A 13,317-nucleotide genomic window follows, 5' to 3' on the forward strand; every position below is an offset into this window, starting at 1 on the left:
ATCCCTCTGAGTCGGCATCCCCATGGACACCGATTTCAGCATCGGTTGCGCAACAGATGGCACGCTGGGCCTGGCAACGCTCGCTGTATGGAATGGCACCCTAGCAACGAATAAAGGGCGTCGCTACTGTCAGAACTTACAGGTCAATGCGCTGAAAGAGTGAGGGAAGGCCGCTCTACAAATGCACTTCCACCGACAGCGGCAGGTGGTCGCTCAGGTGGGGCCAGGGTTTGTTTCCCAGTATTTGCGGGCAATGACTGCTGGCGTTGCGCAGGTAGATGCGGTCCAGACGCAACAACGGGAAGCGGGCCGGATAGGTCCTGGCGGGGCGGCCCAGGTGGTGCTCGAAGGCTTCGTGCAGGTAGCCACGACGGGCGAGAGCGAGGTTGCCGCGCAGTTGCCAGTCGTTGAAGTCACCGGCAATGATCACCGGAGCGTCTTCGGGCAGCGAATCGAGCAGTTGGCAGAGCAATTGGAGTTGTAACTGGCGGTGGCTTTCCAACAAGCTCAAGTGAACGCAGATCCCATGGACCGCGGCGTGCCCCGGCACATCCAGCACACAGTGCAACAACCCGCGCCGCTCCGGGCCGGTGATGGACACGTCGAGATTGCGGAACTGGCGGATCGGGTATTTGGAGAGCAGGGCGTTGCCATGGTGGCCATCGGGGTAGACCGCATTGCGGCCGTAGGCGAAGTCGCTCCACATGCTGTCGGCGAGGAATTCGTACTGGGACGTCTGGGGCCAGTTGTCGTAGCGAGATGCGTGCCGGCCATGTTCACCCAGCACCTCTTGCAGGAACACCAGGTCGGCACCGGTACTGCGCACCGCTTCGCGCAATTCGGGCAGGATGAAGCGACGGTTGAGGGCGGTGAAACCCTTATGGGTATTGACCGTCAGGATCCGCAGCCGATGAACCGTCGCAGGCAGGTCCGATAGCATGGGATCGACGGTTCGCCAATCGGGATCTTGAGTCACGTTCCCTCCTGAATCAGACGTACCTGTTCATGCGACTGACCCAAGGCGCCGGCAGTTCCGGATTATTCGTGCCCTTGTCGAGTTCATCACATCTGACCCACAGCCTTCGCGGGCAGACTTGCTCCCACAGGGGATTCGGGGGTATGCAGCATTTTGTACACCATCGAACTCTGTGGGAGCTTGCCTGCTCGCGAAGGCGGTGTCCTGTCACCGAGACGCCGAAAACACCGCGATCTCCACAAAAACAACTCCGGCCCCCACAGTTGCATGTTCAGATGAAGACAATCTCATACGGCATGCCCATCCGATCAAGGATGACCCGGGGCACCAGCGGGGAGATGCCGCTCGCCGGTTCGCCGTTGAGTTGACTGACGTACGCGTACATGGCATGACGCTTGCGGGCGGTGGTCCAGACGTCGAGGCGCAGTTTGCGGGCCCGGTGCCAGGGGATTTTATTTTGCGCGCGGACCGGCCAGTGCCAGGCCCACACGGGTAGTTCGTTGAACGCCACCCCGATCCTGTCGGCGGCCACGGCCCCGGCGCGCCCGACGGTGTCGTGGTCGCTGTCGCCATCCTGGCGCCAGGTGCCGAACACCACATCACCGGGGCGCAGGTGACGTGCAATAAAGTCGACGAGCTCGGCTTCGTGTTCGGCCAGGGCCTTTTCCGGGAAGCCGCCACGCACCCATTGCAGGCCATGGGCTGCAATGCCCAGGCGATGGAGGGCGTCCACGCTTTCCTGCGGGTGAGGGCGGTGTGTACGCAGGCGCTCATCGGTCCACAACGGTGAACCGGGATGGATCAGGGCTCCATCGCTGACCGAGATCAGCAACATGGGTTGGTCCAGGTTGTTCAGCAACTGCAGCAATCCGCCACAAGCGCCGATCTCATCGCCCGGATGCGGGGAGAGGATGACGGCGCGGGCGCCGGCGGGAATGAGCGTCTGGGTACTGATGATCGGGATATCGGCCAGTTGCGCAGCACTGTTCCAGATTTGCGGATGCTGCCGGCCGGGCAAGCGAGAGGCGGGTTTCATGAGAGACGTCCTTGTTTGTTTTCAATCTTTCAGCCATGTACCGGGCCTACTGTCCGATGATGCCCGCGTGGGCATGGCTGCGATTCACAGCGCTCCGAATCCTGGAGACTATCGCAGGTGAAGTATTGACCATGTCGGCCGATTCGTCTCGCGAGATGTGTGTCTGAACTGCATTTTTTTCTTCAAACTGAGCTGGGCGCATCGAAAAACCGCGTCCTTGCGGTCCTCATGGCTGTTTACAGCCGATACCTCATTCCTCCTCTTCGCGTTGCAGCTCGAACAGCAGCAGCGAGCGCCCGGTGACGGAGTATTCGCAATCGAAATCGAAGCGCTCCTCGCCACGAATGGTCGGCTGGTTCGTGTCGACCATGCAGGTCCAGAAACTACCCTCAGGGACTTCAGGCAAGCGGAAGTTAACGATGTCATGGTGGGCGTTGACCACCAACAGCAGCGTCGCATTGCCGCCCTTGCGCCGAATACCGGTCTCCTGAGCCCGGCCATCCATGAGCATGCCGAGGCAGCGACCATGGCTGTCCTGCCATTGCTCAATGGTCATTTCGCTGCCATCCGGGGCCAGCCAGGTCACGTCCTTGACGCCGATGTCCTCGTTGTAGTTACCCACCAGGAACCGCCCGCGCCGCAGGATCGGATAGGTCAGGCGCAACTTGATCAGGCGTTTGACGAACTTGAGCAGCGTCGCGCCATCCTCGCTCAGGTTCCAATTGACCCAACCGATCTCGCTGTCCTGGCAATAGGCGTTGTTATTGCCGTGCTGGGTACGGGCAAATTCGTCGCCGGCGACGATCATCGGCGTGCCTTGGGCCAGCAGCAGGGTGGCGAAGAAGTTGCGCATTTGCCGATGACGCAGTGTGTTGATCTCTGGATCGTCCGTCGGTCCTTCGACGCCATGGTTCCAGGACAGGTTGTTATTGCTGCCGTCCTGGTTGTTCTCGTCGTTGTCCTCGTTGTGCTTGTCGTTGTAGGACACCAGGTCATGCAAGGTGAAACCGTCATGGGCGGTGACGAAGTTCACCGAGACGTACGGACGTCGGCCTCGCTGATTGAACATCTCGCCCGAGGCCGTCATTCGGCTGGCGAAATCGGCAAGCTGGCCGTCGTCGCCCTTCCAGAAGGCACGCACCGTGTCGCGGAACTTGTCGTTCCACTCGACCCAGCCCGGCGGGAAGCGCCCCACCTGGTAGCCCCCGGGGCCGCAGTCCCAAGGCTCGGCGATCATTTTCACCTGGCGCAGCACCGGGTCCTGGCGACAGGCCACGAGGAAGCTGTGGCGCTCGTCGAAGCCGTCATGGTAACGGCCCAGAATGGTCGCCAGATCGAAGCGGAAACCATCGATGTGCATCTCCGTGGCCCAATAGCGCAGGGAGTCGGTGACCATTTGCAGAACACAAGGATGGCTCAGGTCCAGGGTATTACCGGTGCCGGAATCGTTGATGTAGTAGCGCTTGTCGTCGGGCATCAGCCGGTAGTACGAGGCATTATCGATGCCGCGCATGGACAGGGTGGGGCCTTGTTCGTTGCCTTCGGCGGTGTGGTTGTAGACCACGTCGAGAATGACTTCCAGGTTGGCCTCGTGCAGGTGGGCGACCATCTCCTTGAACTCGGCGATCTTGCCACTGGCCAGGTAGCGTGGGTCCGGGGCAAAGAAGGCGATGCTGTTGTAACCCCAGTAGTTGGTCATGCCTTTGTGCAGCAGGTGCTGGTCATTGACGAAGGCATGGATGGGCAGCAGCTCCACCGAAGAGACACCCAGTTTGCGGATGTGCTCCAGCACATCGTCGACCATCAGCCCGGCGAACGTACCGCGCAGGTTCTCGGGCACCGAAGGGTGACGCATGGTGAGGCCACGCACGTGGGTCTCATACAAGATGGTCTTGTCCCAGGGGACGCTGACGCGATGGTCGTGGCCCCAGGTGTGCGCAGGGTCGATGACCTTGCACTTGGGGACGAACGGGGCGCTGTCGCGCTCATCGAAACTGAGATCGCCATCGGGATGGCCGATGGTGTAGCCGAAGAGGGCTTCGGACCACTTCAACTGACCGACCAGTTGCTTGGCATACGGATCGATCAGCAGCTTGTTCGGGTTGAAACGGTGGCCGTTCGCCGGGTCGTATGGGCCGTAGACCCGGTAGCCATAGATCAATCCCGGGTGGGCGTCCGGCAGATAGCCGTGGTAAATCTCGTCGGTGTACTCCGGCAGCTCGATGCGTTCGAGTTCGACTTCGCCGGCATCATCGAAAATGCACAGTTCGACCTTGGTGGCATTGGCTGAAAACAGCGCGAAATTGACCCCGAGGCCATCCCAGGTTGCACCCAGTGGAAAAGGCAGCCCTTCACGAATCCGCGAAGCCTCGATCACGGGCGGCGGTGTGGTTTTGTTTGGACGGGTCATAGTTGCTCCTGCAAAAGACAGACAGACTCAGCGATGCGGTTCACTTGCGGTGGATGGCTCCACCCTTCACCTGTGGCGAGGGGATGTGGGACAACGTTGCTTCTCTGTGGGAGCAAGGCTTGTCTGCAGGCATCGAGGTGCCTTTTTTGCGAACAAGCTTTGCTCCCACTTGGCGAGGAGACCGATAGGGGGATGAATCAAACCGCCGGCGGCTTGCGTGTGGCCCGCGGCTTCTTGTCTGCGCTGGTCGCAGCAGCTTTGGCCGCAGGCTTGGTCTTGGGCGTGGTGGTTTTTGCCGCGGTCTTGGGCGTGGAGCTCTTGGCGGTCGCAGGCTTGGCGCCATCGGTTTTACTGGCTGCTGATTTGCTCGCCGCCTTGGGTGGCTTGTTGGGCGCCAGCGCTTCGGCTTCGGCCAGTGTGCGCGCCATCTCCCAGTGGCGTTTCTCCTGCCCCGTGGGCTTACCCTCGGACTCCCATATCTGATAGGCGAATTCGCGAATGCGTTTATCGTCGGTACTCATCGCAGTGCTCCTGATTCAACTCGAGGTTGGATAAAGACATTGACCGGGAAATTCCCCAGCGCGGCGCTGATCAGCAGCTCCCTTTGGGGTGTGACTGTTGCGCTTGAAAAAAGTCCCTTCAGTTGTTCATCCTCGGCGGCGAACGGTAACGACACACGGGTATCGCCCCAATCCGACGCAGCCACCAGCGGCACGGCACTGTTTTCCAGCAATGACGCCGCATGGACAGGTACAACAATGATCGCGCGTTGTTGCGCGTCTTCACGCATGAAGGCCAACACCCGTTGAGCCTGCTCGCCGAGCACTTCCAGCGGCTGGTAGCGACCCTGGCGCCATAGCCGCGGATATTCGGCGCGCATGGCCAGTGTCCTGGCGATCAATGCCTGTTTGACTCGGCCGTCACGCCAATCGTGTATCAACGCGGCTGGCGTGCTGTCGGCCCGTAACGCCTCGCGGCGTGCCTGGAAATCCACTGGGCGACGGTTATCCGGGTCCACCAGGCTGAAATCCCAGAGCTCGTTGCCTTGGTACAGATCCGGTACGCCGGGCACGGTCATACGCAGCAAAGTTTGCGCCAGACTGTTGAGGGCACCTGCCGGGGCGATGGCCTGGACCGCTTCGGCGATGGCGCTGCGCAAGGGCAACCCCTCATCGCCCAGCAGTAAGCGTTCAAGGAACACCTGGGTGGCTTGCTCATAAGCGTCGTTGACCGCCGCCCAGCTACTTTGCAGCTTGGCTTCGCGCAGGGCCTTGCGTTGCCATTGCCACAGGCGCTCGTTGTATACGGCCAGGGCCTTGTGGTCCTGGAGGTCGAGGTCCAGTGGCCAGCTGCCGAGCAGGGCCTGGTACAGAATCAGTTCATCGCCGGCCGAGGGCGCCGCCGGGTCACTGTGCAGCGAAGGCGAAAGGATGCGCCATTGCTCCACGCAGGCGGTGTACCAATCGGCGCGCTCGCTGAGCACGGCCAGCCTGGCGCGGGTGTCTTCGCCGCGCTTGTGGTCATGGGTGGCGGTGGTGATCAGGTTGTCGGGAAAATATTCGAGTCGTTCAAGGCAGGCGTCGTGGAACACCTGCGCCGGGGCACTGAAGCGCTCGGTGTCATAGCCCACGTCGTTGCGTGACAACAACACCGCCGAGCGATAGAGCGCGGTGTCCTCCACCGCTTTGGCTGCGGTCGGCGAGGTCAGTTGCTGGAAACGCACGCAGGCATGGCGCAGGCGCTTACGCTGGTTGCCGCGTGGACATTGCCGCCAGGGCTTTCCTCCGAGCCAGCCGGCCAGGCAATCGAGCACCGGCCAGTCGGCTTCGCTGAGGGTTTGTCGGGCGCCTTCCAGGGCCTGGCGGAAGAACACCTCGTCTTCGGCGGAGCGGCCCATGGGGGTGATGTAGGTGCGATACACCGGGAAGTGCACGATCAGTTCCTGTAAGGCTCGCCGAATCGCGCCCAAGGTCAGGTCGCGGGTCATCACATCGTCCCGGGCCACTTGCAGCAGTGCCTGGGCCACGCTTTCGAAGTCTCCGGCCAGGGAACCATTGAGAATTTGCTGGCGGGCCAGACGGGCTTCTTCGATGAAGTGCGCTGGCCGTTCACTGTGCCGGCTCCAGAATTCGGCGAGGGGGGCGGCGCCGGCCGGATCATGTTGGAGCAGCGAGACCTGGTTCATGAATTCGTAACCGGTGCTGCCGTCGATGTTCCAGTCCCGCCGCAACGTCTCGCCATCGCCAAGGATCTTCTCGACGAAAATTGGCAGGTGTCGGGTCGGCGACAGTGAATCGACGCGTCTGCGCAATTTGCGGCAGTAACCGCGAGGGGCGGCAAGGCCATCGATGTGATCGATTCGGAGGCCGTCCACCAGTCCGTCGCCGATCAATTGGAAAATCTTGGCATGGGTCGCCTCGAATACCGCCGGACGTTCGACCCGCAGTCCCCCCAGTTCGTTGACATCGAAAAAGCGCCGCCAATTGATGTCGTCCGCCGCCGTGCGCCAGCTGGCGAGCCGGTAGCTCTGACGTTCGAGCAGTTGGTGCAGGCGCTCGAAGCCTTGGGGCTGGGTAGCGTCGTAGCTGGCCAGGTTGTCCTCGATGGCGGTGAGGATGCCCACTTGTGCCGCCAGGTCCCGCAACTCTTTTTGCAATGGGCGGGCGAGGGTGTGGGCGTCGGTCTGGTAATTGAGTGTGGTGAAGCGCTCGGCCAGGGCCTTGAGCAGTTCGATTTGCTCGGCAGGCAAGGTTTCGGTGGGTTTGAGCAGTTCGCCGTAGTGCATCGGGCAAATCGGGAAGCGGTGTTCGTAGTGCTCGACATAGAAGCTGCCTTGGCTGGCATCGAAGTGCAGTTGCAAGGTGCCTTCCTGTAACGCTACGCCGTAGTCGCTGCCGAGGAACGGCAGCAGCAGTTGGCCTTCCATCAGCGGGTCTGGGGAGTGCCACTGGATGTCGAAGAACTCGCCGTAGGGGCTGAGACGCCCCCATTCCAGCAAGTCCAACCACCAGGGGCTGTCATTGCCGCCGACGGCCATGTGATTGGACACGATGTCGAGGATCAAGCCCATCTGATGCTCGCGCAAGGTCGCGACCAGGCGCTTGAGCGCGGCTTCGCCACCCAGTTCGGGGTTGACCAGGGTGGGGTCGACGACATCGTAGCCGTGCATGGACCCGGCCCGGGCCTTGAGCAGCGGCGAGGCATACAAGTGGCTGATGCCTAGCGAGGCGAAGTACGGCACTTGGGGGATGGCATCGTCCAGGGTAAAGCCTTTATGAAACTGCAAACGCAATGTTGCCCGTAGGGGTTGGATCAACGTCTGTTTCATCGGTCACGCTCGTTCGCCTGAAGCCTCGCACAGGCAAGTATTTCCAGACGCCGGGCAGCGTCCGGGTGATCCAGCAACGCCTGGCTTTGCCCGGCCAGGCGGCGACGCCAATTGGGATGGGTGTCGATGGTGCCTGGCAGGTTGGCCTGTTCCTCGATGCCCAAGGCGTCTTCGAGCGGCAACAACACCAGCGGCGCACGGGTGTGGCCGAGAAAGCGCACGCTGGCATCGAGCACTTGGTCGGTCTCGCGGTGTTCTTCGCGAAAGTTCTGCGGGTCCTGGTTCAGCACCTGGCGCAGGCCTTCGCGTTCGCGCTCGCGGTGTTTGCGCCAGTCCATTTCGACGTGGGAATCGATCATGTCCAGCCGGGCGTTCCAGTCGATGTCGTGACCGTGCCACCAGCCATTGAGCGTCGGCAAGTCATGGGTGCTGGTGGTGGCCAGGGCATTGTCCGGCCAGTCGAGAGTTGGCTTGAAGAGGGTGTTGTCCTGTTCGAACAACAGCACGCGCATGCCCAGGATCGAGCGGGCGATGAGTTTTTCGCGCAGGCCATCGGGCACGGTACCGAGGTCTTCGCCGAGCACGATAGCCTGATGACGATGGGATTCGAGCGCCAATAGGCGCAGCAGGTCATCCACCGGGTAATACAGGTAGGCGCCATCGCAAGGCGGGGATTCGTTAGGGATCACCCAGAGCCGTTGCAAGCCCATGACATGATCGATGCGCAAGCCGCCGGCGTGGGCGAAGTTGGCCCGCAGCATTTCAATGAAAGCGCGAAAGCCGTTGCGCACCAGGCCTTCCGGGGAAAACGCCGAGATCCCCCAGCCTTGGCCGGAGCGGTTGAGAATGTCCGGCGGGGCGCCCACGGTCAGCGAGGCGAGCAGTTCGTCCTGCCGGCTCCAGGCCTGGCTGCCACCGCCATCGGCACCCACCGCCAGGTCGGCGATCAGGCCGATGCCCATGCCACTGGATCTGGCTGCGCTCTGGGCGCGCTCCAGGCAGCGGACGATCAACCATTGGCAAAAGGCGTAGAAGCCGATCTCATCGGCATTTTCCTCGGCAAAATGGGCCAAGGCGGCGCTGCGCGGGTCGCGCCATTCTTCTGGCCAGTGCCGCCAGTCGAGGCTTTCACCCCGGGCGGCGCGTTCGGCCTGCAGGGCCTCGAAGCGGCAATGGTTTTCCAGGGCTTCGCCGCTGGTGTGGCGGAAACTGCTGAAGTCTTCATGCAACGGATGCTCACCCTGGCTGAAGCCGTCGTACAGGGCACGCAGGATTTTCTGCTTGGCCTGGGCGGCGACCGGCCAGTCGATCAGCGGCTGTTCTTCCAGGGTGCGCAGCTGATTGGTCAAGCCGGTGGCGTCGATGGCGGCACGCAGCGCGCGCTCACCGAGGATGGTGCCTGGCGCGGCGTACAGGCTGTTGAGGAACAGTCGGCTCGACGGTGAGTAGGGGCTGTAGCGCCCGGTGTCGCTGCTGAACATCGCGTGCATCGGGCTGATGGCGACGGCCTCGGCGCCGCGCTCGCCGGCCACCCGCGCCAGCTCCTCCAAGGCTTGGGTGTCGCCGAAGCCACCGTCACCGGGACGCCTGAGGGCATACAGTTGTGCGCTCAGGCCCCAGGCCCGTGGCGTCGGGTTGTCCATCGCATCGGCCACGCTGTAGCAGCGGGCTGGCGCGACGGCCAGGGTGAAATGCTGGTCCTGGAGGCTGACGTGCTGATAACCCACCGGGACCATCCCTGGCAGCTTGGCATCGGCATCGAGGTTCAGGTTCAGTGTCGCGCCATCTTCGAGTTTGATTTCGCAGGGGGTCCCCGCATCAAAGTAGCGGCTCAAGTCCAGGCCGACCCCGACATCGGCGGTGATTAGCGGTGGCAACTGATGGTTCTGTTGATCTTCCTGCAACTGCAGCAGACTGGCGTCGATTTCCTGGGCACTGCCGGCTGGATGGCCGAGGCCGGTGAGGATCGAACGCAAGACGGCCGGCGAGACTTTCTGGGCCCGGCCATTGGCATCGATCCAATCCACCGCCAGGCCCGCTCGGCTGGCGAGGATTTCCAATTGCGCATCGCTCATAGGCGCTCTCCAGTGATGTTGAGCAAGGTTGTCGGCTTCGTCAGGCTGACCCGCGCGCTGTAGGACGCAAGGACGTCCTGTTGCAACAGACCCGCGACCGGCTGCGGATGTTCGAAAAGAATACGTGCCTCGTCCGGGGCGTGGTGTTCGACGGGTTGATCGCCCAGGTTGAAGTCGATGCGCAACACACTGCCATCGCCCAACCGCCAGCGTGCGCTGATGGCGCCACGGCCCAGCACATCGGCGCCGAGGGCCTGGGCACCGGCCAGGCGCGGGACGATCTCTTCACGGCGGATTTTCAGCAATTGGCGATACAGCGCTTCGTTGGCCTGTTGCTCCGGGCCTTGCGACTCCAGGCTTGGACGTGACGCCTCGAAGGTGTAGGCCGCGTTGGGGTCGGGAATCCGCTCGCGCTGCTGCGGATCGGCAAAGGCACTGAAGGCCTTGAATTCGTTGCGTCGGCCTTCGCGCACCTGTTCTGCCAGCTCGCCGTGGTGGCTGGTAAAGAACAGGAACGGCTGTTCGGCTATCAGCTCATCGCCCATGAACAGCAGCGGGATCATGGGGGACAACAGCAACAAGACTGTCGCTGCTTGCAGGGCCTGGGGGGCGGCGAGCTGATGCAGGCGTTCGCCCAGGGCACGGTTGCCAATCTGGTCATGGTTCTGCAGGAACAGCACGAACGCGCTCGGCGGCAGGTGACCACTGGGTTCACCCCGGGATTCGCCGTGGCGATTGAGATGGCCCTGGAAGACGAAACCCTGGCACAGGCAACGGGCCAGTTGTTCGGTCGGCTGCTCGGCGTAGTCGGCGTAGTAGGCGTCGGTCTCACCGGTCAGCAGCACGTGCAGGGCATTGTGCCCGTCGTCGTTCCACTGGGCGTCGTAGCCGTGCTCCAGCAGGTGGGCCTGGTTGTGTTCGTTTTCCACGGTCAACCAGACATGCCGGATCGGGTCCACCTGCTCGCGCACCCGGGCCGCCAGTTCCTTGAGAAAGCCTGGGTCTTCAATGGCGTGTACCGCGTCCAGGCGCAGGCCGTCGAAACGGTATTCCAGCAGCCACATGAGCGCGTTGTCGATGAAGAAGTCCCGCACTTCGCGGCGTCGAAAATCAATCGCTGCACCCCAGGGCGTGTGCTTTTCTTCACGGAAGAAGCCCTTGGCATAGCGGTGCAGGTAGTTGCCGTCGGGGCCGAAGTGGTTGTAGACCACATCGAGGATGACGGACAGCCCATGGCCGTGGGCGCTGTCGATCAGATGCTTGAGCTGTTCGGGCGTCCCGTAGGAGGCCTGCGGCGCGTAGGGCAGGACGCCGTCGTAGCCCCAGTTGCGATCACCGGGAAACTGCGCCAATGGCATCAGCTCGATGGCGGTAACGCCCAACCCGGCCAGGCGTGCCAGATGCTGTTCCACGCCTTCGAAACCACCCAGGGCGCCCACATGCAACTCGTAGATCACCGCTTCGTGCCAGGGGCGACCGGACCATCGGGTGTGTCGCCATGAGTAGGCATGCGGGTCGACCACTACGCTGTGGCGGTTGATGTCGCCGGCCTGGGCACGAGAGGCCGGGTCCGGCACCTCCAACTCGCCATCGATGTTGTAGCGGTAGCGGGTGCCGGCGGGGCAACGGGTCTGGATCATGAACCAGCCGTCGGCCTGGGGCAGTAGCGGTATTGAATCTCCAGTGTCGAACTCGACACTGACAAAAAATGCATCCGGGGCCCAGAGGGCGAAGCGGGTGTGCTCGTCATCCAGCATGACCGCCCCGTGGGTCCATGTCTCCGGCGTCCTTGACGTCATTGTTACCTCATTGTCTGGCCGATTTTCCCAGTGACTTAGTCACCAGCTGTTCGTAGAGTTCGGCGTAGGGTTCCACGGCCTGGCACCAGTTGAATGGCGCCGACATGGCCCGGCAGCGCATGGCGTTGAGCAAGTCGGGGAACTCGAAGACCTTGAAGGCCCGGCTCAAGGCTTGTTTATAGCTCTCCACGGTGGACTCATCGAACAGGAAACCGGTGATGCCATCTTCGATGGTGTCCGCCAACCCTCCGGTATTGCGCGCCACCGGCAGCGAGCCGAAGCGCTGGGCGTACATCTGGCTCAAGCCACAGGGCTCGTAGCGCGACGGCATCAGCAGGAAGTCGCTGCCAGCGAACATCCGTCGCGCATCGGTTTCATTGAAGCCGATGCGTACGCCGATGCGTCCGGGGAAGCGCAGCGCCAGTTCACGCATGGCCTGTTCTTCCTCCGGTTCTCCGCGGCCGATGATGGCGATCTGGCCGCCGGACTCGACGATGAACTCGGCGACCGCTTCGGTCAGGTCCAGGCCTTTCTGGTAGACCAGGCGTGAAACCACGGCGAACAGCGGGCCAGTGGCGTCGTCGAGGCCAAAGAGCTCACGCACATGGGACGCGTTGACCGCCTTGCCTTCCCAGTCGCCCATGGCGAACTGCCGGAACAGGTGGGTGTCGGTGGCCGAGTCCCAGCTTTCATCGATACCGTTGGGGATGCCGCTGAGCAGGCCTTGCTGGGTCTTGGCGGCGAGAAACCCGTCGAGCCCGCAACCAAACGCCGGGGTGGTGATCTCCTGGGCGTAGGTAGCGCTGACGGTGGTGATATGGCTGGAGTAGGCCATCCCGGCCTTGAGGAACGACAGTTTGCCGTAGAACTCCATGCCTTCCTGTTGCAGGGCGTGTTCGGGGATGCCCAGTTCCGGGCACGACGCCAGGCTGACGACGCCCTGATAGGCCAGGTTATGGATAGTAAACAGCGTCGGGGTGCGTTGCCCGCGCCAGTGCATATAGGCCGGCGCCAACCCGGCGGGCCAGTCGTGGGCATGGACCAGGTCCGGGCACCAGTGGATCTGCGCGAGGTTGGCGGCGATGTCGGCCGCGGCCAGGCCCAGGCGGGCGAAGCGAATGTGGTTGTCGGGCCAGTCGCGACCGTTATTGGCACCGTAAGGGGAGCCTTCGCGGGCAAAGAGTTCCGGGCAGATCAGGACGTAGACCACCAGGCCGTCGGCCATGTCCATGCGCCCGATCTTGCAAGGCGGTAGCGCTGCGTGGCCGCCCAGTTCGCCGATGATGTGGATCGGATTGCCGCTGTTCATCACTTGCGGATAACCGGGGATCAGCACCCGGACATCATGCAGGCCGGCCATGGCCCGGGGCAATGCGGAGGAGACATCGCCCAGGCCGCCGGTCTTTACCAGATCGGCGATTTCCGAGGTGACGAATAATATTTTTTTGCGGTTGGGATTCTGTCGAACGACGGGGAGCAGTGCCTTGCCGCCGGTGGCCAGCACCGGTGCCGTTGGCGATTCGGCCGCGGGCGGTAGTTGAGAACGGACTTGTTGTGGTTCCAAGGCAGCACTGATCATAAATATCTCCCATTTTCTCGATCTGTTTCCGGCAAGCGCCAGAGCTGTTGTTTCATTGGCCACATCCTGCGGCCAGGCGCACAAGCGCTACGCAAGGAAAGCAAACGGCTACCC

General features: G+C 62.4%; 9 protein-coding genes. 1 reads left to right on the forward strand and 8 read right to left on the reverse strand.

Features of this window, described 5'->3' with window-relative positions:
• Positions 1-22: 22 nt before the first annotated feature.
• A complete protein-coding gene (locus AACY42_RS24745) occupies positions 23-163 on the forward strand; it encodes a hypothetical protein (protein ID WP_339482941.1) in 141 nt (46 codons plus the stop codon).
• Positions 164-175: 12 nt separating this feature from the next.
• On the opposite strand, the gene AACY42_RS24750 is transcribed toward AACY42_RS24745, so the two are convergent.
• The 8 genes from AACY42_RS24750 to glgA form a co-directional block, all read right to left on the reverse strand.
• The gene (locus AACY42_RS24750; RefSeq protein ID WP_339482969.1) at positions 176-940 is read right to left on the reverse strand and encodes an endonuclease/exonuclease/phosphatase family protein; all 765 of its coding nucleotides are present in this window, start codon (positions 938-940) and stop codon (positions 176-178) included.
• 307 nt (positions 941-1,247) lie between these two features.
• Positions 1,248-2,012: a PIG-L deacetylase family protein gene (locus AACY42_RS24755; RefSeq protein ID WP_339482943.1), complete on the reverse strand. Its 765-nt coding sequence runs from the start codon at positions 2,010-2,012 to the stop codon at positions 1,248-1,250.
• Between the two features lie 250 nt (positions 2,013-2,262).
• Positions 2,263-4,422 (reverse strand): glycogen debranching protein GlgX, encoded by a 2,160-nt coding sequence (gene glgX, locus AACY42_RS24760; protein WP_339482945.1) that lies wholly within the window; start codon positions 4,420-4,422, stop codon positions 2,263-2,265.
• A gap of 197 nt (positions 4,423-4,619) precedes the next feature.
• Complete coding sequence (locus AACY42_RS24765) at positions 4,620-4,943, reverse strand: DUF2934 domain-containing protein (RefSeq protein ID WP_339482946.1); 324 nt, start codon at positions 4,941-4,943, stop codon at positions 4,620-4,622.
• Positions 4,940-7,750, reverse strand: a complete 2,811-nt coding sequence (locus AACY42_RS24770; RefSeq protein WP_339482947.1) for a malto-oligosyltrehalose synthase — start codon at positions 7,748-7,750, stop codon at positions 4,940-4,942. The genes AACY42_RS24765 and AACY42_RS24770 overlap by 4 nt, the downstream gene beginning before the upstream one ends.
• Positions 7,747-9,825, reverse strand: a complete 2,079-nt coding sequence (gene malQ, locus AACY42_RS24775) for a 4-alpha-glucanotransferase (RefSeq protein ID WP_339482948.1) — start codon at positions 9,823-9,825, stop codon at positions 7,747-7,749. The genes AACY42_RS24770 and malQ overlap by 4 nt, the downstream gene beginning before the upstream one ends.
• A complete protein-coding gene (treZ, locus tag AACY42_RS24780) occupies positions 9,822-11,624 on the reverse strand; it encodes a malto-oligosyltrehalose trehalohydrolase (RefSeq protein ID WP_339482950.1) in 1,803 nt (600 codons plus the stop codon). Before treZ ends, malQ begins: the two co-directional genes overlap by 4 nt.
• Positions 11,625-11,631: 7 nt before the next feature.
• Positions 11,632-13,203 carry a glycogen synthase GlgA gene (gene glgA / locus AACY42_RS24785; RefSeq protein WP_339482951.1) on the reverse strand — a complete coding sequence of 524 codons (1,572 nt, stop codon included), beginning with the start codon at positions 13,201-13,203 and terminating at the stop codon, positions 11,632-11,634.
• Between the last annotated feature and the right edge of the window lie 114 nt (positions 13,204-13,317).

The sequence above is a fragment of the Pseudomonas sp. RL_5y_Pfl2_73 genome, assembly GCF_963970515.1.
Classification (GTDB): domain Bacteria; phylum Pseudomonadota; class Gammaproteobacteria; order Pseudomonadales; family Pseudomonadaceae; genus Aquipseudomonas.